This is a genomic window from Rhizobium sp. C1 (assembly GCF_021026335.1).
Lineage (GTDB): Bacteria > Pseudomonadota > Alphaproteobacteria > Rhizobiales > Rhizobiaceae > Ensifer_A.
Genome location: NZ_JAJNCY010000006.1, coordinates 305,870 through 327,181, shown reverse-complemented (window position 1 = coordinate 327,181; position 21,312 = coordinate 305,870). Strand labels below are relative to the sequence as shown.

19 protein-coding genes are annotated in these 21,312 nt (G+C 62.5%); 6 read left to right on the top strand and 13 right to left on the bottom strand.

The features are described 5' to 3' along the window. Positions 1–412: zinc-binding dehydrogenase (locus tag LQK83_RS15215; protein WP_230838231.1), on the top strand; the 412-nt coding region annotated here is incomplete at its 5' end. Here the strand turns inward: LQK83_RS15215 and LQK83_RS15210 are convergent. Then, a complete protein-coding gene (locus tag LQK83_RS15210) occupies positions 404–1,294 on the bottom strand; it encodes an EamA family transporter (RefSeq protein ID WP_230838230.1) in 891 nt (296 codons plus the stop codon). The genes LQK83_RS15215 and LQK83_RS15210 overlap by 9 nt on opposite strands. An 86-nt stretch (positions 1,295–1,380) precedes the next feature. Here LQK83_RS15210 and LQK83_RS15205 point away from each other — a divergent pair, with 86 nt between their 5' ends. Then, on the top strand, positions 1,381–2,289 hold the full coding sequence (locus LQK83_RS15205; protein WP_230838229.1) for a LysR family transcriptional regulator: 909 nt from the start codon (positions 1,381–1,383) through the stop codon (positions 2,287–2,289). 95 nt (positions 2,290–2,384) lie between these two features. Here the strand turns inward: LQK83_RS15205 and LQK83_RS15200 are convergent, their stop codons facing one another. Continuing rightward, positions 2,385–3,419 (bottom strand): glutamine synthetase beta-grasp domain-containing protein, encoded by a 1,035-nt coding sequence (locus LQK83_RS15200; protein ID WP_230838228.1) that lies wholly within the window; start codon positions 3,417–3,419, stop codon positions 2,385–2,387. Positions 3,420–3,868: 449 nt separating this feature from the next. Here LQK83_RS15200 and LQK83_RS15195 point away from each other — a divergent pair, with 449 nt between their 5' ends. After that, positions 3,869–4,066 (top strand): DUF2735 domain-containing protein, encoded by a 198-nt coding sequence (locus tag LQK83_RS15195; protein ID WP_230838226.1) that lies wholly within the window; start codon positions 3,869–3,871, stop codon positions 4,064–4,066. 84 nt (positions 4,067–4,150) lie between these two features. On the opposite strand, the gene LQK83_RS15190 is transcribed toward LQK83_RS15195, so the two are convergent. Both LQK83_RS15190 and LQK83_RS15185 read right to left on the bottom strand, forming a co-directional pair. After that, the gene (locus tag LQK83_RS15190) at positions 4,151–5,503 is read right to left on the bottom strand and encodes a putative bifunctional diguanylate cyclase/phosphodiesterase (protein WP_230838225.1); all 1,353 of its coding nucleotides are present in this window, start codon (positions 5,501–5,503) and stop codon (positions 4,151–4,153) included. Positions 5,504–5,660: 157 nt separating this feature from the next. Further along, the gene (locus LQK83_RS15185) at positions 5,661–7,346 is read right to left on the bottom strand and encodes a response regulator (protein ID WP_230838224.1); all 1,686 of its coding nucleotides are present in this window, start codon (positions 7,344–7,346) and stop codon (positions 5,661–5,663) included. Between the two features lie 324 nt (positions 7,347–7,670). On the opposite strand from LQK83_RS15185, the gene mutL reads away from it, so the two are divergent. Then, the gene (mutL, locus tag LQK83_RS15180; protein WP_230838223.1) at positions 7,671–9,512 is read left to right on the top strand and encodes a DNA mismatch repair endonuclease MutL; all 1,842 of its coding nucleotides are present in this window, start codon (positions 7,671–7,673) and stop codon (positions 9,510–9,512) included. 97 nt (positions 9,513–9,609) lie between these two features. Beyond that, on the top strand, positions 9,610–9,840 hold the full coding sequence (locus tag LQK83_RS15175) for a DUF2093 domain-containing protein (protein WP_230838222.1): 231 nt from the start codon (positions 9,610–9,612) through the stop codon (positions 9,838–9,840). 18 nt (positions 9,841–9,858) lie between these two features. On the opposite strand, the gene lpxK is transcribed toward LQK83_RS15175, so the two are convergent. The 6 genes from lpxK to LQK83_RS15145 form a co-directional block, all read right to left on the bottom strand. After that, a complete protein-coding gene (lpxK, locus tag LQK83_RS15170; RefSeq protein WP_230838221.1) occupies positions 9,859–10,899 on the bottom strand; it encodes a tetraacyldisaccharide 4'-kinase in 1,041 nt (346 codons plus the stop codon). A gap of 72 nt (positions 10,900–10,971) precedes the next feature. Continuing rightward, positions 10,972–11,664 (bottom strand): HAD family hydrolase, encoded by a 693-nt coding sequence (locus LQK83_RS15165; RefSeq protein ID WP_230838220.1) that lies wholly within the window; start codon positions 11,662–11,664, stop codon positions 10,972–10,974. Positions 11,665–11,676: 12 nt separating this feature from the next. Next, on the bottom strand, positions 11,677–12,981 hold the full coding sequence (gene waaA, locus LQK83_RS15160; protein ID WP_230838219.1) for a lipid IV(A) 3-deoxy-D-manno-octulosonic acid transferase: 1,305 nt from the start codon (positions 12,979–12,981) through the stop codon (positions 11,677–11,679). 117 nt (positions 12,982–13,098) lie between these two features. Further along, positions 13,099–13,338, bottom strand: coding sequence for a DUF4170 domain-containing protein (locus LQK83_RS15155; protein ID WP_230838218.1), 240 nt, complete (start codon positions 13,336–13,338; stop codon positions 13,099–13,101). A gap of 72 nt (positions 13,339–13,410) precedes the next feature. Beyond that, the gene (locus LQK83_RS15150) at positions 13,411–14,214 is read right to left on the bottom strand and encodes a 3'(2'),5'-bisphosphate nucleotidase CysQ (protein ID WP_230838217.1); all 804 of its coding nucleotides are present in this window, start codon (positions 14,212–14,214) and stop codon (positions 13,411–13,413) included. 17 nt (positions 14,215–14,231) lie between these two features. Further along, positions 14,232–15,578, bottom strand: coding sequence for a TldD/PmbA family protein (locus LQK83_RS15145; protein WP_230838216.1), 1,347 nt, complete (start codon positions 15,576–15,578; stop codon positions 14,232–14,234). A gap of 113 nt (positions 15,579–15,691) precedes the next feature. Between LQK83_RS15145 and LQK83_RS15140 the strand changes: the two genes are divergently transcribed. Then, on the top strand, positions 15,692–17,467 hold the full coding sequence (locus tag LQK83_RS15140; RefSeq protein ID WP_230838215.1) for a monovalent cation:proton antiporter-2 (CPA2) family protein: 1,776 nt from the start codon (positions 15,692–15,694) through the stop codon (positions 17,465–17,467). A 114-nt stretch (positions 17,468–17,581) separates the two neighbouring features. Here the strand turns inward: LQK83_RS15140 and LQK83_RS15135 are convergent, their stop codons facing one another. The 3 genes from LQK83_RS15135 to LQK83_RS15125 all read right to left on the bottom strand — a co-directional run bounded on the left by LQK83_RS15135 (position 17,582) and on the right by LQK83_RS15125 (position 21,284). Next, positions 17,582–18,472 (bottom strand): patatin-like phospholipase family protein, encoded by an 891-nt coding sequence (locus LQK83_RS15135; RefSeq protein ID WP_230838214.1) that lies wholly within the window; start codon positions 18,470–18,472, stop codon positions 17,582–17,584. Then, positions 18,472–19,029 carry a 16S rRNA (guanine(966)-N(2))-methyltransferase RsmD gene (rsmD, locus tag LQK83_RS15130; protein ID WP_230838213.1) on the bottom strand — a complete coding sequence of 186 codons (558 nt, stop codon included), beginning with the start codon at positions 19,027–19,029 and terminating at the stop codon, positions 18,472–18,474. Before rsmD ends, LQK83_RS15135 begins: the two co-directional genes overlap by 1 nt. 233 nt (positions 19,030–19,262) lie before the next feature. After that, on the bottom strand, positions 19,263–21,284 hold the full coding sequence (locus tag LQK83_RS15125; protein WP_230838212.1) for a pseudouridine synthase: 2,022 nt from the start codon (positions 21,282–21,284) through the stop codon (positions 19,263–19,265). Positions 21,285–21,312: the final 28 nt, after the last annotated feature.

Below are 21,312 nucleotides of genomic sequence, written 5' to 3'. Positions count from 1 at the left end.
GCCCTGCGGCATCAGCGCATCCACAAAACTGAACTGCCCAGACCCTCGAACCGACATCGCATCCTCTCCAAACCGCTGCAAACCAAGTGAATCACATCACCCGAATTTTGCAACGGTCCCCTTCGGGCTGGTTGCCAGCCTCGGCCAGCCGGCCGGGCCCATTCCCCCGGTTCCCGTCGCGGCGCTGAGCGCGCGGGCGGCGGCACTCGCCCGTCCCAGCGTCATCGCCTTCATCAACGATCCAGAGGCCTATGCAAAGGCGTCGGCCTCCGTCTTCGACATGATGACGCAAGGCGTCGCGGGCTCCATTGGCGGCACCTATCCGCTCTCCGAGGCACGGCGGGCCCATGAGGACATGGAGGCCGGCCGGACGACCGGAAGCCTCCTGCTCATTCCAGATGCGTCAGCCTGACATTCTGCTGCCGCGGGACACGAGCCGTCCAAAGGGGAAGACCGCAACGATCAGGCCGGCGAAGACAAGCACCATGCCGGCAAGGCGAACGGGGCCGAACTGTTCGCCAAGGAGCAAAGCTGCCGAGACGATGCCGACAATGGGGACAAGGAGCGAGAACGGGGCGACCTGCGCTGCCGGATAGAGTTTCAGCAGATAGGCCCAGATGCCATAGCCGATATTGGTGGAGACAATCGCGATATAAGCAACCGCGCCGATACCGGCCCAACCCATGTGGAGGAAGGCGGCCTCGATCGCCTGCGGACCTTCGAACAGATAGGAGAGGATCAGCAGCGGCAGCGGCGGGACGATACTGAGCCATGTCACCATGGCGAACATGTCGATCTTGCCCGCGCCGCGAAGCGCCACGTTTCCGACGGCCCAGCACAGCGCCGCGCCGAGGCAGAGGAGCAGGCCGGCAAGCGTGACCCCGCCACCCCCGGCGGTGGTCGCGATGGCTGCAAGGCCGAGAAAGGCGATCCCCGTGCCGCTCATCTGGCGGATGCCGATCTTTTCGCCCAGCACGAGGGCGGCGATGGGGCCGGTCAGAAAGGCCTGCGACTGGATCACGACCGAGGCAAGCCCGGCCGGCATGCCGACCTTCATGCTGAGAAAGAGAAGGCCGAACTGCCCCGTGAAGAGCACGATGCCGAGGAAAATGAAGCGCGGCCATGGCACCTGCGGACGCGGGATGAAGATGGCCGGCAAGGCTGCGACGGCGAAACGCAGCGCCGCCAGAAGAAGCGGCGGCATGGTGCCAAGCCCCACCTCGATGATGACGAAATTGACGCCCCAGGCGACGACGACGAAAAGCGCCAACAGAATTTCGCGCGGTCTCATCATGCTTCTCCTGTTGCTGCTATCGTTCTTTTGTCATACGCCCTTCCATGGCATAAATGAAACAACTTACACTAAATTCAGCTATCAACATGATTGATGACAAGCGTTTCGATCTCAACCTTCTGAGGGTATTCAAGGCGCTCATGGAAGAGTTGAATGCCACACGCGCAGCGCACCGGCTGGGTGTCAGCCAGGCGGCTGTCAGCGCGTCACTGAAACGCTTGCGCAACGCCTATAACGACCCTCTTTTCGACCGGACGCAACGCGGACTGACCCCGACTCCGCGAGCGGTGGTGATCGCGCAGCAGGTAGAGGCCGCTCTTGCCATGGTCGCGGGAACGCTCGGCACGGAGGAGAATGCAGCAGCGGAAAGGCCTTCGGTTGTGCGGCTCGGTCTCTCCGATGATTTTGAAATCGCGTTCGGCAATCGTATCATCGACGCAATCCACGTCGAGCGTCCGGAAATCCGCCTTGTGTTCCGGCAGACGAACAGCCTTATGGCCGTCGAGGCCCTGAACGCACGTGACATCGATCTCGCAATCACCGCCGGGGGTTTCACTGACAGCCGTATCCGCCATCGGTCGCTGGGCTCCTCGCATTACCTCGCTATTTTCGATCCCGCCGTGCGCGGAAGCACGATGCCGTTGACCGTAGACGATTATCTGGAGATGGAGCATCTGCTCGTATCCTATTCCGGGCTGACGGGCGTCACAGACGACGTTCTGGCCGAGCATGGCCGGCGGCGGAGAATTCGGGCGGCAACCACGCATTTTTCCGCCCTGCCGTTTCTGATTGCCGGCACGGAGGCGGTAGCGACGATCCCAAGCCATGCGGCGCTGGCGATCTCGAGTTCGTCCCAATTGGCCATTTGCGAAACGCCCTATCCTTTCCCACGCTATGCGTTCGGATTGAGCTGGCGCTTCGACGCGTTGCGCGACAGGTCGGTCCGCGATGTTCGCGACACGATCGTATCGCGGTTTTCCGAATGGACCGCGTGACCTTCCACGAAGGGGGGAGCCGGCATAAAAATGCCGGGGCAGTTACCTGCCCCGGCCTGTATTATTCCCCTCAAATATTATGTGGTGCTGAAAACTCAGGCTGCTGCGGAAGCCGGCAACGGAACTTCGGCGATCGTCTGGAGAACGCGCGATGCGATCTGGTAGGGGTCGCCTTGCGAGTTCGGACGGCGATCTTCCAGGTAACCGCGATAGTCGTTCTTGACGAAGGAATGCGGAACGCGGATCGAGGCGCCACGGTCGGCAACGCCGTAGGAGAACTTGTTCCACGGAGCCGTTTCGTGCTTGCCGGTCAGGCGCTTGTCGTTGTCCGGACCGTACACGTCGATGTGCTCCTTCCAGTTCTTGGCGAACTGGGCCATGAGCGCTTCGAAATAGGCCTTGCCGCCGACTTCGCGCATGTACTTGGTCGAGAAGTTGCAGTGCATGCCCGAGCCGTTCCAGTCGGTATCGCCGAGCGGCTTGCAGTGGTATTCGACGTCGATGCCGTACTTTTCGCAAACGCGCTCAAGCAGGTAACGAGCCATCCAGATTTCGTCGGCGGCGCGCTTGGAGCCCTTGCCGAAAATCTGGAATTCCCACTGACCCTTGGCCACTTCGGCATTGATGCCTTCGTGGTTGATGCCGGCTTCGAGGCAGATGTCGAGATGCTCTTCAACGATCTCGCGGGCAACGTCGCCGACGTTCTTGTAGCCGACGCCGGTGTAGTACGGGCCCTGCGGAGCCGGGTAGCCCTGTTCCGGGAAGCCGAGCGGGCGGCCGTCCTTGTAGAAGAAGTATTCCTGTTCAAAGCCGAACCATGCACCTTCGTCGTCGAGGATCGTGGCGCGGGCGTTCGACGGATGCGGCGTGACGCCATCGGGCATCATGACTTCGCACATGACGAGAGCACCGTTGGTGCGGACCGGATCCGGATAGATCGCAACCGGCTTCAGAACGCAGTCCGAGCTGTGACCTTCAGCCTGCTGGGTGGACGAGCCGTCGAAGCCCCAGAGCGGGAGCTGTTCGAGCGTCGGGAACTCGTCGAATTCCTTGATCTGTGTCTTGCCGCGCAGGTTCGGAACCGGCTTGTAACCGTCGAGCCAGATATACTCGAGCTTAAACTTGGTCATTTGTGTTTCTCTCATCCTTGAAATGTGATCGGTCTTGAAACCGCTACAGGTCAGGCTTCCGGCTTCATGCCGCCGCCACAGGCCGACAGTCTCCATGCACACACCGTGCCAAGTTCGACGCCCATGCCGAAAAAATCCGGAAAACTTCGATTTTGCGGCGCAAAAAGACGCCTCCGGCAGCGCCATTTTTTCTGCTGCGAGCGCGAAGTGAATGATTCTCAAAGGCTTAATCCCGCACCTTGGAAACAGAAAAAACGACCTAAAACCGCGATTAAAATTTCGCCACCCGATTTAAAACCATTCCGACGGAGATTTTATGCCTAAATAATATGCAATAGATTACTTTTTTTGCATTTTCAGGATATTTCATGTGCATTCCGCTGCGAGTTCGATTATATTCTTGCCATACCCGGGGCACACCCCACAACCGAACCGTGAAAGGCCAAACAATGCATACGGATCATCATCGCAAGTCTGCGACGATCTACATGTTCCCGTTGTCTCCGCGCCTTGCCCAGCGAGGCGGCGTCAGCAGTCAGGATATCGAACGGATCAAGAATTACGTGGATTGCAGCTCGTCCTATCATCAGGACGCAATCAACGAAGAGCTTCGCCATGCCACACCGACCGGCAAGCCCCATTCATGAGGTGCGCAACGGTATCGTTCAAAGACTGAGCCCGGCCTTCGCGCCGGGCTTTTGTGTTTTTGGGGATCGCGCCAGGATCGGGGATCAGTAGCGGACGAACTGCCCGGTGAAATCGACATATTTTTCGGCCAGGAAGGCCTTCACCGCTTTGCGGTCCATCGCCTTGCCATAGAAATAGCCCTGCGCCATGGCGCAGCCGAGTGCCTTGAGCTTGAGCGCTTCCGCGAAATCCTCGACGCCTTCGGCAACGACTTCCAGGCCCAGGCCTTCGCACATCGCGATAATCGCCTTGATGATGTGTTCCGCGGCGGGGTCCTGGGTGATCCGGCAGACGAAGGCCCGGTCGATCTTCAGCTTGTCGAAATTGAAGTCCATCAGCCGCCCGAGACTGGACTGGCCGGTGCCGAAATCGTCGAGCGAGACGCGAATGCCTTCGGCACGCAGGTTCGTGATGATCTTGGCAGCCGTTTCGGGATCGGCGACCACGGCGGTTTCGGTGATCTCGAGTTCGAGCCGGCGCGGATCCAGACCGACGCGATTGATGATCGACATGACGTTCTGGCTGGTACGGAGGTCGGTCAATTGCGCCGAGGACAGATTGAAAGACAGGAAAAGGTCGTGCGGCCAGGCGACCGCCGCCGCTGCCGCCTTGCGCAACAGCGTTTCCGTCAGAATATCGATAAAACCGCGTTCTTCAGCCAGGGGCACGAAGATGGCGGGCGAAACGAAGCCGAGATCGGCATCCGTCCAGCGGGCCAGCGCCTCGAAGCCGACGATCTCGTCGCCGGCGAGATTGACGATCGGCTGAAAGTGAACATCCACCTCGTCAGCGATAATCGCGTTCCGCAGGGCCTGTTCGATCTGCGTCGAGCGCCGCATCTCGTCGGCAATCTCGCTGGAATAGACCGTAACGCGGCCCGTGCCCTTGCGTTTCGATCGATAAAGCGCCGTCTCGGCACTCTTCAAGAGATCGGGAAAATCCTCCCCGGCAAAGGGATAGACCGCAAAACCGAACGAGGCGGACAGGCGGACGTGGCGATCGCCGAGATCATAGGGTGCGGAAAGCACTTCCTTGAACATGGCGCCGATGCGCTCCGCACCGTTGCGTTCGAATACAAGCGGCAGCACGAAAGCGAATTCGTCGCCGGCCTGCCGGGTGACAATCGCCCCGCTCGGCATGCAGGCGCTCAGGCGGTGCGCGACCTGGCAGAGGATTTCATCGCCCGCCTCCCGGCCGAAAAGATCGTTGATGGGACGAAAACCGTCGAGATTGGCGATGCCGATGGTAAAGGGAGCCGGATCGTCCGCACGTTCCAGCGCGAGTTGCTTCACCTTTTCACACAGACGGTTACGATTTCCGAGTCCAGTCAGGAGATCGGTGAAACCTTCAGCCTGCTCTCCTGGCAGGATGGCCTCTGCGTTGGCAGATTTCACCAAACCTCTATCTCCCGGGAAGGTCTTTTTAGGTTAGAACGTCGTTGTTAATCATTTGCAGACAAATTGTTTAAGAAATGGATAGTGGCTTCCTACCAGAAATTGCCGCTGACATTTCATAGAATGAGAAGGCATCTGGGCTTCATCGCGAGACAGTGAATCAACCGCCGGCCACCATTTCCTGATGTCTGTCGAGCTGGGAGAGGATGTGGCGCTTGTAGAGCATTTCTATCGCCTCCACCGAGAGCGGCTTGACGATTGTCTCGTCCATGCCGGCCGCGAGGCATGTCTCGTGCCTTTCCTGGGAAAGCTTCGGCATGACGCCGACGATGGACGTGCACGGTACGCGGTCGGTTTCCAATGAACGGATGCGCTGGGCAACCTCCGAGCCATCCATGTCGGGCAAGCCAAGGTCGATCAGCATGAGCGAGGGGCGCAGGATATCCCAAAGGCGAATGGCCTCGGCACCGTCCCTTGCAAGTTCATAGCTGACGCCCAGTCCGCCAAGGATCTGCGCATAGACTTCCTGATTGACCGGATTGTCTTCCACCACCAGCAGATCGACATCGAAACCCACGGTCTCGGGGACATGGTCGGGCTCGGGAAACTCCGGCAGATAATCGGTGTCGATCTCGATGGAAACCGAGCGCGACCGATGCGCGACGGCGGCTGCGGCCTCGGCAACCGCGAAATGAACCGGGCGCATTCGGCTGATCGGCAAAACGGTGATCCCGAGAGCCGCGAGAGCCGCAGCATCGACATCCGCATCGTCCGCCATGATCAGGTCAATCACCAGCCCCTCTTCGCGTGCGGCTGCGGCAATATCGCGAAGCTCTTCGAGACTTGCCGCATGGCAGGCATCGAAGCGGAATGCGTGCAGCGCCTCATTGAGCGCGCTTCCAAACCGGTTGTCGCTGCTGAGCAGAATGACGGTGCTTGCGCCGGTCTGCGCCGGCTCCGGCATGCGCGATTCCTCCAGTTCGTCGCAGAGCGGATGGAGATCGGTAGCGAGAGCTTCAGGCTTCAGCGCATCCTGCAAATCCAGTTCTGCACCATCGGTTTCCGAAACCGGCTGCTTCAGGGATACGACGAAATAGTTGCCGGGATTGCCGAGCCGGAAGCGGTGCGTGAGAAGGAGAACCTCTTCACCATGGCGCTCGGCATATTCGCGCGTCACGGATGGTTTTCCCGTGGCCAGCACGCCGCGTATCTCGGCCTCGTGACGCTCCACACGCTCGGGGTCTACGACATCGATCAGCCGCCGCTCGAGCAGGTTTTCGGGCGAAACTCCAAAGAATCGGCCATAGGCCTTGTTGGCTGCAACATAGGTCAGGTTGCGATCAACCACGAAGAGCATCGAAGGCAGATTGTCGAGAATCTCCTCGGTCATCGCGACACGCTCGAGATCGGCCCTCCAGCGATCCTCCATCTTGCGGCGGGCGGAGAGATCGCGCACCATCAGGATACCGGCGCCATTTGCCAGACGCCGCGTCGTGAGTTCGAGAACCCGGTCTCGGCCAAGCCGCATCTCGTGCTCGCCGCGCTCGTGCCACATGGCCGCGATGCGTTCCGACACCCATTGGTCTCGCGACGAGAGCGGGTTGATGAAGGATGAAGAAGACTTCGGCAGACCCCCAACTTCGAAGAGGGCGATCAGAAAGGCCCGAAGGCTTGTTCCACGCTTGAGAAATTCCTCGGATACGGGGAAAAAGGTGGTGACGTTCCGGCTGGCTGACAGGATGCGATCATCTTTGGAAAAGACAAGGATGCCCGTCTCGAGCGCGTCAGTGCACGTCTCGAAGAGGATGTTTGCGATGTCGCTGCCGATGGGCGCAACATGACCCATTAGGACCTCTGTACCCGCATGCAGGCATGATTGGACTTTCCTTGATCATGCCGGTGCAGATTGGAGCGTTTTCCTAGCGGATATCATGGGGTACACGTCCGGCAACGATGTACAGATACCCACCCATAAAGGGGGAAACACGTGTTCATTCCAATGGGATAGACGATGGCAGCAAGACCTTAAGGACGGTTTAATATCTCGGGACATAAATCGGCTTGTGGTCAATTTATGCCGACCCTGAACATGGCTTGCGGCTTTGGTCAGGCGCGGATTTGCGCTAAGAGCAAAGCCATTCCAACCAAAGCACGACGATTCTCCCAGACCATGGCCATCAGACAGTTGCCAGATACGCTCATCAACCAGATCGCTGCCGGCGAGGTGATCGAGCGTCCGGCGAGCGCCACCAAGGAGCTCATCGAGAACGCCATCGACGCCGGTGCGACGCGCATCGAAATCGCCACTGCCGGCGGCGGCAAGAGCCTCTTGCGCATCATCGACAATGGCTGCGGCATGGGGCCAGGCGATCTGGAACTTGCCGTTCGCCGGCATTGCACATCAAAGATCGACACCGGGCTCGACGATATCCGCACGCTCGGCTTTCGCGGCGAGGCGCTGCCATCCATTGGCTCGGTCGCGCGCGTGCAGATCACCAGCCGCACCCAAGGTGCGGAGGCAGGATCGGAAATCCGCATCACCGGCGGCAAGGTCGAGCCGGTCCGTCCGGCGGGCGCGAACAAGGGCACGGTCGTGGAAGTTCGCGATCTCTTCTTCGCCACGCCTGCGCGGCTGAAATTCCTGAAGACGGAGAAGGCAGAGGCCGCCGCCGTCACCGAAGTCGTCAAGCGCATGGCGATCGCCTTTCCCGCAATCCGCTTCACGCTCTCGGGCCAGGACCGCACGACGCTCGAATTTGCCGGTGCCGGCGACGACCGGCTGGCACGCATCGCGCAGGTGCTGGGCCGCGACTTCAAGGACAATGCCATCGAGATCGATGCGGAGCGCGAGGATATCGCGCTTTCCGGCTTTGCGGGTGTGCCGACCTTCAACCGGGGCAATAGCGCGCATCAGTATCTCTTCGTCAATGGGCGGCCGGTGCAGGACCGCCAGCTTCTCTCGGCCCTGCGCGCGGCTTACGCCGAAACCGTGCCATCGGGCCGCTATCCGGTTGCCGTTCTCTGGTTGACGCTCGATCCTGCGCTGGTGGATGTCAACGTGCATCCGGCCAAGTCGGACGTGCGCTTTCGCGATCCGGGGCTTGTCCGCGGACTTTTGATCGGCGCGATCCGCGAGGCACTGCAGCGCGACGGCGCGCGCGCCTCGACCACGGGCACGGCCGCGATGATGCAGGCCTTCCGGCCGGCGAGCCAGTCCGGCAGCTTCGGCAGTGGCGCGGCCTATCGCGCGCCGAACGCCGGCTGGACGCCGCAGTCCTCTCCCTTCCGTCCGTTGCGCGAAGAGCGTGGGCCGGGCTTTGCAGAAGCGCTGCAGGCGGGGTTCGAGGCCTTTGCGACGCCTTCAGCCAGAGCCGAAACCGCCGAACAGGCGCCGGCCCCTGCTCCGCACTCCGCCGGGCCGACCGCCGCCGGGTTTCATCTCGGCGCCGCGCGGGCGCAGGTGCATGAAAATTATATCGTGGCGCAGACGGAAGACGGGCTCGTGATCGTCGATCAGCATGCCGCCCATGAACGGCTGGTATTCGAGGCCATGCGCGAGGCGATGCGGTCGCGGCGCATTCCCTCTCAGGCGTTGCTGATCCCCGAAATCATCGATCTCCCGGAGGAGGATTGCGACCGGCTGATGGAGCATGCGCAAGCGCTCGACACATTTGGCCTCGCCTATGAGCGTTTCGGCCCCGGCGCGATTGCGGTGCGTGAAACGCCGGCCATGCTCGGCGAGATCGACGCTGGCGGGCTCATCCGGCAACTGGCCGACGAGATCGCGGAATGGGACACAGCCGATACGCTTGCCTCGCGACTCGACCATCTCGCCGCGACCATGGCCTGTCACGGATCGGTCCGGTCCGGCCGGCGGCTGCGGCCGGAGGAGATGAATGCACTGCTTCGCCAGATGGAGGCGACGCCGGGCTCCGGCCAGTGCAATCACGGGCGGCCAACCTATATAGAGCTGAAGCTCGCCGACATCGAACGGCTATTCGGGCGGAGTTGATATCCGGGCCGTCCGCATTGTTCGCCTTACGCAAGTCTGGTATGGCGAAGGGATGCGCGGACGACGTATTTTAGGCAAACTGTTCAGGAGACAGAGGATGAACCGCTTTGAAGGACCCGGTGGGCGCGAGGCGCGGATTCGTTTTCTGGATGGCGATTTCCAGATTCTCGCGCCGGGCTCCTATGTGATCTGCGCCATTACCGGCAAGCATATCCCGATCGACGAGATGAAATACTGGAGCGTTGCGCGGCAGGAAGCCTATTGCGATGCAGCCGCCTCGCTCGAGGCCGAGAAGCGCGCCGGCGCGCTGCCGAACCAGCATCGCTGAGCCCGGCCCCGCTGACATTCACTTAAGCGCCTTCAAGGGGAACTTGCGCTTGCGGAAGTTTGCAAACGCCTGATCGACGATCAAGCCGGGCGCTGCGGGATCGTCGAAAACCATCTCGATCTCCAGAACCGTCAGCCGTTCGAGGAGCGCGTCGGCAATTCCGTGATGCCCGGAAAGGCGTACGCGGTCCTTGGCCGTCGTCACGAGCATCAAACCATCGCGCAAGGCATCCTCCACCAAGGATCGGATTTCATCCTCGGCGAAATGATGATGATCGGGAAAGGGCCGGGTGGCGACCACATCGGCCCCGACATCGGCCAGGCTCTTGAAGAATTTCGACGGGTCGGCAATGCCGGCAAAGGCAAGGACCCTCTTGCCAGCCAGGTCCGTTGCATTGACCGGAGCGACCTGCGCCTCCAGCACCGGTTTGCCGGAGCGGGCCATGCGGCGAATGAAGGGATCGGCCGCCGGGCCGCCCGCGACGGCGAGCAAGGCCGTCACATGGCGGATCTGTTCCTTGAGCGGCGCACGCACGGGGCCTGAGGGGATGACCATTCCGTTGCCGATGCCGCGCTTTCCATCCACCACGACCAGCGCATAATCGATGGCAATGCGGGCACTCTGAAAGCCATCATCCATGATGATGATATCGGCCCCTTCGGCGATCAGCGTCTTTGCGCCTTCCAGACGGTTGCGGGCCACGACCGTCAGCCCTGCACGCGCCAGAAGCAGCGGCTCGTCGCCGACATCGACGGCACGATGATGATGCGGATCAACAATCGTCGGCTTGGAGATGAGGCCGGAATAACCGCGACTCAGAAGACCAGGCTTGTAGCCGGCCGCCGTTGCGGCATGTGCAAGCGCGATTGCCGTCGGTGTCTTGCCGGCACCGCCGACCGTAAAATTGCCGACGCAGATGACCGGGCAATCGACCGGCGCGCGGCGCGCGCGGCGCATGTTGCGGCCGGCAATGGCTCCATAGATCAGGCTGACGGGAGAAAGCAGCGCCGCCTGCCAGCCGATTTTCGTCCACCAGAAGGGCGGGGATTCGGAAACCATGGTCGCTCACTCCCCCGCGTTTGCCGATTGCCTCACCAAAACCGCGATTCCCGCCCGTTGGCAAGGCCCCGCTTAAATGACCGTCTCGATCTCGGTGATGTCATTGAGGCAATAGTCGCAGAGCGGGCCCAGCGTTTCGCGCGTTCCGGTCCCCGTCAGAACGCCGATCGTCATACCGGCGCCGGCGTTGCGACCCATCATCATGTCGTGGCTGTTGTCGCCGACGACAAGGATTTCCGAAGGCACAAGCCCGGCGACCTCGGCAAAGCCCAGAACCATGCCCGGCTCCGGCTTGCAGCCATAGCCCGTGTCGTAGCCGGCGATGTAGTCCAGCACGGGGGCGAAGCCAAGGCGCTCGGCAGTGCGGCGGATCGAGATTTCGTTGTCGCTGGAGGCCACGCCGAGCTTGAAGCCGCGCGCCTTGAGACGGCCGAGAAAGACGGCAAGATCGGTGACGGGAACGGCGTTTTCGGCGGCTTCGGCAAACAGCCAGTCCAGATCCTCGACCAGTTGGCGGGCCGAGAGTGTCGACCCCGCCGCGACGAGGCCTTCGGCAATCTCTTGCGTGTTTCCCGCAGCCAGCAGGCTGTCGGCGACGACATGCCCGGTTTCCGGGTCCATGCCCGTGGCGCGCAGGAGCCGGTCAGCGAGCGCCTGATCGCCCTCGGCCGCCAGAAGCGCCAGCTTGCGGTTCACCGGCGACCAGCTCTCGAAGTAATCGAGCAGAGTGCCGTCCTTGTCGAAGAGTATGCCGGCAATCGCCATCGTGTCGCAGCCTCAGCGGGAATCCAGCCGCGCCTTCATGGCGAGCGGGCTGATATAGGGTTCAAGGCTCTTCATCGTGGCGGTCAGCGCGCCGCGCATGCCCTGCACGGTGTCGAAGCCGGCCTCGATCATCTTGCGGCGAACCGGGTCGTTGTTCATCAGGTAATGTACGCCCTTGGCCAGAATGTCCTCGTCGCGCACGATCTTGGCACTGCCATTGGCGGCAAGCCGCTGGTAGCTGTCGCGGAAGTTCTGGACATTGCCGCCCGAGAGCACCGCGCAGCCGATGGCCGCCGGCTCCATCGGGTTCTGTCCGCCCTCGGCATAGAGCGAGCGGCCGACGAAAGCGATTTCCGTCAGGCGGAGATAAAGGCCCATTTCGCCGATGGTGTCGCCAAGCAGGATATCCGTATCGGGCGTGATCGGGTCCTTGCGCGTGCGGCGGGCGACCTTCAGGCCCTGTTCGTTCAGTTCCTTCTCGATCTCGTCGGCGCGCTCGGGATGGCGCGGCACGATGATGGTCAGCAGGCCGTTGGCCGCCTTCAGGCGCTGATGCACCCGGCCGGCAGCGGCTTCTTCCTTGTCGAAGGTGGAGATGGCGGCCCAGGTCTTGCGAGCCCCGAGCTGGCTCCTGTAGCGCGCCAATGCATCTGCGTCATAGGGCAGCGTGTCATTATCGACCTTGAGATTGCCCGACACGGTGACCGGCAATGCGCCGAGTTCCGTATATTTGGCTGCATCGGATTCGGACTGCGCAATCACCAGAGCAAGATTGCGGAACAGCTCTTCCGCGAGACCCGAATAACGCCGCCAGCGGGCAAAGGACCGGTCGGAGAGACGGCCGTTGACCAGGATTTGCGGAATATGGCGCTCGCCCAGCTCCATCAGCGTGACCGGCCAGATTTCCGATTCCGCGATAATGGCGAGATCCGGCTTCCAGTAATCAAGGAAGCGGCCAACCGCAGGCTTGATGTCGAGGGGAACGAACTGGTGGATGACGCTTTCGTCCAGCCGCTCGCTCGCGACCTTGGCGGATGTCACCGTGCCGGTCGTCAGCACGACCTGAATGTCGCGCTTGCGCACTTCACGGATCAGCGGGATGACTGCCGTCGTTTCGCCGACGCTGGCCGCATGGAACCAGACGACCGGGCCGCCCGGGCGATCGCGCCCCGGGTGGCCGAAGCGCTCGCGGCGGCGCGCGGCGTCTTCCTTGCCCTTGGCCGAACGGACAGCAAGATAGGGCGTCAACAACGGAAACAGCGCGAAACCCGCCCACTTGTAGGCGGATAGTGCGAAACGCGCCATCGTGTTTGACATGCTTAACCTTCCCGTCTTCGGGCTTCGGCTCGCTCCGAGCCCTTCTCAGCGAGACAACGCCCAAGGAACGCCGCCCTAGCGGCAATCCTTGTCGATTTCATGCCCGGCTGTTGCCAATCAATCCTTGTGGGTCGGATCGAGAAGCCTGTGCATGTGGACGATGAAGTAGCGCATATGCGCATTGTCCACGGTTGACTGGGCCTTGCCCCGCCAGGCGGTCAGCGCCGACTGGTAATCGGGGAAGATGCCGACAATGTCGAGTTCCTTGAGATTACGGAACTGCATTTCGCCGAGGTCCTTGAGTTCGCCGCCAAAGACGAGGTGAAGTAGCTGTTTGCCGCCTGTTTCTTCAGACATGATGTCTCCTGGGATCGTTCCTGTTCAGCAGGTTCCTCCGTCAGAGCGATGTGCTCAATTTGGAGAGAAAGGTCAATGGCTGAAAGCGGTTTGTGCAGCGCTGGATAGGCTCTTGAGGCCTGTTTCATGCGCGGCGCAGAGCGCCGGATGCGTGACGGCTGCTCCGTTATAGCCCAGCGGCCTGCCATCAAGGCTCGACAGCCTGCCGCCGGCGCGCTCCAGAATGAGTTCGGCCGCAGCAAGATCCCAATCATGCGAATTGGCATAGACCAGTGTCGCATCGATGCGGCCATCGGCAATCATGGCGAGGCGATAGGCCAACGACGGGATATGTTCGACCCGGCGGGCGCGGGCGAGATAGTCGGGCTTCAGACGCCGGAACGCCTCCGCGGGTGCTGCAATCGCGACGGCATCGGAAGGCTGGCGGGCGGAAATCGGGAAGCCGTTCTTCAGCGCAACGCCGTCGTGCGCGGCGGTAAATGTCTCGCCCAACGCCGGCGCGACCAGAACGCCGGCAACAGGGCGGCCGCGATGGACGACAGCGGCGCTGACACACCAGGTCGCGAGCCCGTTCATGAAGGCACGGGTGCCGTCGATGGGATCGATGACGAAGAGCGTTTCGAAGCCGAGGCGTGCGCCGTCGTCTTCCGTCTCCTCAGAGAGCCAGCCGTAGCTCGGCCGGGCGAGCCGCAACCGGTCGATCAGAATATCGTTGGCTGCATAGTCGGCGGCCGTGACAGGGGAGCGTCCCTCGTTCTTCCACCATGTCTCGGGCGAGTTGCGGAAATAGCCCATGGCGGCCTCTCCGGCTTCGGTGGCGGCAGAGACGAGCAGATCGAGATCATCGTCCCACTGTCCCGCGCCGCTCTCCGCCATATCCGCGTCTTCCTTTTTTACTTACCCGCCAGCGTCATGTTCTCGATGGCGATGGTCGGCGCAGCCGTGCCGTAGCTGCGGTCGATGTCGCTGGCTGGCGTCAGCGCCATGAACATGTCCTTCAGGTTCGAGGCAATCGTGACCTCCGAAACCGGGAAGGTCAATTCGCCATTCTCGATCCAGAAGCCGGACGCGCCGCGGCTATATTCGCCTGTGATCATGTTGACGCCCTGGCCGATGACTTCGGTGACGTAGAAGCCGTTGCCGATCGAGCGGATCAGATCTTCCGGGGACATATCACCCGGCTCAAGTGCGAAATTGGTCGAAGCCGGGGTCACGCTGGAGCCGCCGCGGACGCCGCGGCCGTTGGTCGGCAGGCCCAGTTCTCGGCCAGTCGAGGTCGAAAGGAACCAGTGCTTGAGCACGCCGTCCTCGATCATGGTGAGCTTCTCGCCCGTCACGCCCTCGCCATCGAAGGGACGCGAGGAGGAGCCGCGCACGATGAGCGGATCGTCGGTGACGGTGAGCCCGGCCTTCAGCACCTGCTTGCCCATGCGGTCGCGCAGGAAGGAGGTCTTGCGGGCGACTGATGCGCCATTGATCGCGCCAGCGATATGGCCGGCGATGCCGCGCGAGACGCGCGGGTCGAAGACGACCGTCAGGCCCTTGGCCGTCGGGACCTGACGCGGATTGAGGCGCTTGACGGCCCGTTCGCCGGCGCGGCGGCCGACTTGCGCTGGGTCTTCGAGTTCCGAGTAGAAGAGTTCGCTGGAATAGTCGTAATCGCGCTCCATGCCGGTGCCTTCGCCGGCAATGACGCTGACCGAGAAGCCGAAGCGGCTGGCCTGATAGGCCCCGGAAAAGCCATGCGAGGTGGCGAGCACCAGTCCGCCCATGCCGGCGGAGGCGCCGGCGCCGACGGAATTGCTGACGCCGCTGACGGCAAGCGCTGCGGCTTCTGCGGCAAGCGCCTTGTCCGTCAGGTCGGCGGCGCTCACTTCCGTCGCATCGAAGAGCTGGAGATCGGGGAAGGACCGCGCCAGATCCTTTTCATCCGCGAGGCAGGCGAACTTGTCTTCCGGCGAGACCTTGGCCATGGCGACCGCGCGTTCGGCCAGCGCCTTCAGGTCGAAGCCCGGATTGGCGGAGACGGTCGCGACCTTCTGGCCGACGAAAACACGCAGCGAGAAGTCGTCGCTCTCCGAGCTTTCCGTGCCCTCGACCTTGCCGAGACGCACCGAGACGGAGGAGGAGCGGGAGCGCATGACCACGGCATCGGCCTTGTCGGCACCTGCGGCGCGGGCAAGATCGATCAGCTCTGAAGCGCGTGAAAGGAGATTTTCCGAATCGGACGTCGATGACATGATTTGTCCTTTCTTTCAGCTCCATTTATTGTTCCCTTCCAGAAGCATCAAGCCCACCTGATGTCGATTCGATCTTTCCGCCCCGTTTCACGCCCGTCCGATGTAGGAATGCCATGACGAACGCCCATAGTCTGTTCGAGGAAGCACTGATTCTTCTGGGGGGCGCCGTCGTCGCCTCGCCCATTTTCAAGAAGCTCGGTCTTGGCACTGTTCTCGGGTATCTCGCCGCCGGCGTGGTGATCGGGCCGGTCATGCATCTCATTCGCGGAGCAGAAGACATCCTCGGCGTTGCCGAACTCGGCGTCGTCTTCCTGCTCTTCGTCATCGGACTGGAACTGAAGCCCTCGCGGCTCTGGCAGATGCGCAAGGACATTTTCGGGCTCGGCATGCTGCAGGTGGGCCTGAGCGGTGCAACACTGTCTGCGATCTGCATCGTCACGGGGCTTCTCGACTGGCAGGGTGCATTGGTCGCGGGCTTTGGCCTCGCGCTATCCTCGACCGCCTTCGCGCTGCAGATCCTCGAGGACAATGGCGAGCGCTCGACCAAGCACGGGCAGCGCACCTTCTCGCTGCTGCTGTTCCAGGATCTCGCCATCGTGCCGCTGCTGGCGCTTATCCCGCTTCTGGCCCGCCAGCAGGGCGATGTCGCGGCCCCCGACCGGCTGCAGAACTTCGCCATCGCGATTGCCGTCATCGTCGCCGTTCTGGTGGCCGGGCGCTACCTGCTCAATCCGCTCTTTCAGGTGATTGCGCGGACCGGCGCACGGGAGGCAATGATTGCAGCGGCCCTTTTCGTCGTGATGGCTGCGGCCGTGACGGTGGAGCTGGCCGGGCTCTCCATGGCCATGGGCTCCTTCCTCGCCGGCGTGATGCTGTCGGAATCGAGCTTCCGGCATGAGCTGGAGGCGGATATCGAGCCGTTCCGTGGCATTCTGCTCGGCCTGTTCTTCATGGCAGTCGGCATGTCGCTCGATCTGCAGGTGATCGAGCAGAACTGGATCCTCGTGCTGGTGGCCGTTCCCGCCGTCATGATCGTCAAGGCGCTCACCATCTATGCCGCCTGTCGCATTACAGGCTCGTCGCATAACGATGCGGTCAAAATCGCGGGGCTTTTGCAGCAGGGCGGCGAATTCGGCTTCGTGCTCTTTTCCGCCGCCACTGCCGCCTTCCTGTTTCCGCCCTCGACCGCCTCGCTGCTGATTGCGACCGTGACTCTGACCATGGCCGCGACGCCTCTCGGCGTGGCGCTCGTCCCGTTCCTGCTGAGAGATGGACCTGTGGAAGAGCTGGACGAGGATTTCGAGGGCGCGGGCTCGGACGTCCTGATCATAGGTTTCTCGCGTTTCGGCCAGGTTGCTGCGCAGGTGCTGCTGGCGAGCGGTCGCGACGTGACCATCATCGACCAATCGGCAGACCGTATCCGCCAAGCCGCGAATTTCGGGTTCCGCATCTATTTCGGCGACGGCACGCGCAAGGACGTGCTGCGCTCGGCCGGCGTGGAGCGCGCCAAGATCGTCGCGGTGTGTACGCAGAAAAAGGAAATCACCGACCGGATCGTCGATCTGGTCCTCGACGAATTCCCGCAGACGCGGCTTTTCGTGCGCGCCTATGACCGTGTGCATCTCCTCTCGCTCCAGGCGCGCGGCATCGACTATGGCGAGCGCGAGACCTTCGAGGGCGGCCTGAAATTCGGTGCGAAAACGCTGGAAGGTCTGGGCGTCGATGAAACGACCGCGGTGGAGCTGGCGGACGAGACGCGCGAGCGCGACTATGCACGTCTGGCACTGCAGGCGGCAGAAGGCATCACGGCGGGCCGCGACATGCTACATACGCGTCCGGTCAATCCGGAACCGCTGGTCAAGCCGCGCAAGCGCGAAGAGCAGGATTGAAACTGCTAGAGCGTTTCACCGTTTCATAGAAACATTGAAATGCTCTATCCGTTTGTTTTTACGCAATTTTGGACGGAAAACTGGTTTCCACTTTTCCTGAAATCGCTCTAAGCGTCACGGCTTCTGCCGGAACGCGATCTCGGCATCGATCAGGCGCTTCACTTCGTCCTTCACCCCATTTGCCGCTTCCAGCACTTCGCCGGCGCGCATGAAATCGAGCACACGGAAGCGGTTCACTTCCGGCCGCAGCAGAATGTCGGGCGGGCTGCTGCGCATCTTGGTGGCGATCAGAGACTGCATCATCAATTGCGATGCGCCGAAGAGGCTGTCGATGCGGTTGGGAATGGTGACACCATCGCCCTCCGGCGCGCCGACGACATCGACACCGATCACGATATCGGCCTTGCCGATGAGGCTCTCGTAGGGAACCGGATCGAAGACGCCGCCATCGATCATCACGCGCCCCCCCATGGTCACCGGCATGAAAAGCGCGGGGATGGCTGCTGAAGCCGCGAGCGCCGGGAAGAGTTCGCCCTCGCCCACCAGCAGCCCGCACTGGCCGTAGTAATCCGTGACCGTGACCTGCAGCGGAATGTCGAGCTGGCAGAAATCTTCCGGAATGGCGTCGGGCAGGAAGGCGCGAAGGATGCGTTCCAGATTGAACTGGCCGAAGCGGAAGCCCTTGCGCATGTTTTCCGGACGGAGCTTCCAGAGCCGGTTGATGACCTGATTGCGGTTTCCAACGGTTGCGAGTGTGTATTCGCGGATTTCGCGGCCGGTCATGCCGGCGGCGCGGCCAGCGCCCATCAGTGCGCCGATTGACGAGCCGTTTATGGCGACCGGCGCCAGGCCGAGTTCGTCCAGCGCCTCGAGAACGGGAATATGGGCAATGCCGCGTGCGCCGCCGCCGCCAAGCGCCAGCGCAATGGTCGGCGAGGTCTGCGGGGCGACCTTTTCGCGGTCCTTGTCTTTCTTCTTCTTTTTCTTCTTGCTCTTGTCAGCCATCACGCGCCGAAACGATAAAAGTGCATCTTCGTGTCTCCGAAGGCGCGCTCCTCGATAAACGTCAGGCCCGGCGGGATCACGGGCGCGACATCGGCTCGTTCTTCCAGAATGACCAGCGCACCGGGAACCAGCCAGCCACCACGAATAGCAGCTGCAATTGCCTTCTCGCCCAAACCCTTTCCATACGGTGGATCTGCGAAGAGAATATGAAAGGGCTCCATCGTGCCGACGACACCGAGATCGGTCGCGTCACGGCGGAAGATGCGGGCGCGGGACTGAAGCCCCAGCGTCTCGATGTTCTGGCGCAGCAGCCCCCTGCCCTCGACGCTCGTCTCGACGAAGAGGCCCTGCTGGCAGCCACGCGAAATCGCCTCAAGGCCGACGGCGCCCGTGCCGGCAAAGACGTCGATCACCCGCGTTTTCAAGAGCGCTTCCGGATAGCTATGCGCGAGAATGTTGAACAGGCTCTCGCGCGTCCGGTCCGTGGTCGGGCGGATCTCGTTGGATTTCGGCGCGGCCAGAGCCCGGCCGCGAAATTCACCGCCGACGATGCGCATCGGTTGTTCCTCTTACTCACATGCCGTGACCGCAATCGCCTGCGCGGTGCACGGCTTTTCACGCATGAGTTCCTGGCTCACCCCTCACCCCGCCTCCGCTTCGCTCGGCGGACCTCTCCCCAAGGGGCGAGGAGGCCGGCAGCGCTGCGGCACTTCCTCTTCTCCCCTCGGGGAGAAGATGCCGGCAGGCAGATGAGGGTTTCACGCGATGGAGCCCACTCCCTCAAAAAGCCTCAGCCTTTCGGCTTACCACCACCACGCGGGCCGCCAGTGCGGCCGCCCGAAGGCTTGCCACCGAAACCCTTACCGCCGCCGGGCTTTCCACCAAAGCCCTTGCCGCCACCCGGCTTGCCGCCGCGTGCGCCAAAGGGCTTGTCACCCGAAGGCTTGCCGAAGGGTTTGCCTCTCGGCTTGTCGCCGAAGGGACGGTCGGCACCATCGCGATCGGAGCGTGGCTTTCCGGAGAAGGCGCGAGCGGGACGCGCCGCGTCGCGGCCGCCTTCGCGGGGTTCGCGCGGCGGACGGTCGCCAAACGGGCGGTCACCGAAGGAGCGCTCGCCGCGGGGCCTGTCATCACGACGATCATCACGGGGACGGTCGCCGAAGCCGCGCTTGCGGTCGCGTCCACCCTCGCCTTCCCGCTTCTTGTCGGCATCGCCGGTGGCACGGATCCACTGGCCCTCATCGTCGCGGACCTTGAGGACCGTCGGACGCACGACGCGGTCGGAAACCGTGGCTTCGGGCTTGCGTGGTTCCGGACGCGGGCCGCGCTTGGCGGTTACCTTGGCAACCTTGGCGGCTTCCTTTTCGCCGAGCGGACGGGCGCCGGGCGCCATCCAGACATTGGCGTTGCGGACATTGCGCGGCGGGATCTTCTTGTCGGAACGCTCTTCGCGGTCGCCAGTCTTGCGGTCGCCGCTGCGCGCTGGCTTTCCGCCAAAGGGCTTGTCGCCGAAGGAGCGGTCGCGCTGCGGGCGATCGCCACGATCGCTCCAGTCGGCACGTGGCGCACGGTCCTGCTGGTCGCGCGGCTTGCGGACGGCCGGACGGGCATCGTCTTCGTCGGCGACGAGCGCGCCTGTGTGGTCGAAGATCGGCGCATCGAAATTGGCCTTGGCCTCTTCGATCAGGCGCGGGCCGAGCTGGTCGCGTAGCATGCGGCCCTTGATTTCCATCACCTGGCCTTCCGGCAGGTTGCCGAGCTGGAAGGGGCCGTAGGAAATGCGGATCAGGCGGTTCACGTCGAGGCCGATGGCGCCGAGCACGTTCTTGATTTCGCGGTTCTTGCCTTCGCGCAGACCCATCGTAATCCAGGCATTATGGCCCTGCTCGCGGTCGAGGATCGCGTCGATGCCGCCATAGAGGACACCGTCGACGGCGATGCCGTCCTTCAGCTGGTCGAGCTTGGCCTGATCGACGGAACCGTGGGCGCGGACGCGATAGCGGCGCAGCCACCCGGTCGAGGGCAGTTCGAGCACACGGGCGAGACCGCCGTCATTGGTGAGCAGCAGCAGGCCTTCGGTGTTGATGTCGAGGCGGCCGATGGACATGACGCGCGGCAGGCCTTCCGGCAGGTTGTCAAACACCGTCGGGCGGCCTTCCGGGTCGGCATTCGTGGTCACGAGGCCAGCCGGCTTGTGGTAGAGCCAGAGGCGTGTGCGCTCCGGCCCACGGATGCGCTCGCCGTCGACTTCGATATTGTCGGCATAGGTGGCGTTGACGGCCGGCGCGGTGAGCACTTCGCCATTGAGGCGAATGCGGCCTTCCATGATCATGCGCTCGACATCGCGGCGCGAGGCGACGCCCGCGCGGGCAAGCAGCTTGGAAACGCGCTCGGGCTCGAGGCCTGCGGTTTCGGTGGCCGGCTTGGGAGCTGCAAACTTGCCGTCAGTCTTTGGACGGTCGGACTTGAACGCGGGTTTGCCACCCGGTTTGCCAAACGACTTGCCAGCGGGCTTGTCATATTTTGGCTTGTCGAAGGAGCGTCCTTCGGACTTGCCGAAACGCTTTTCGCCGACAGTCTCATCGCTTCTCGCGAAGCTCTTGCCAGCCGGTTTGCCGAAACGCTTCTCCGCGCCGCCTTCGGCCCCCTTGGAGAAGCTCCGGCCTTCGCCGGGCTTGCCAAAGCTCTTGCCTGCGGGCTTGCCATAAGGCTTTCCGCCCTTGCTGCTCGGGCCGCCCGCTGCGGAATCTCGTTTGCCTGCGCCGCCGGCCGGCTTGCGGGCCGGGCGCTTCTTTTCGTCATCGAATGCCATGAGAGGCTGTCCACTTATTCTTGAGCCG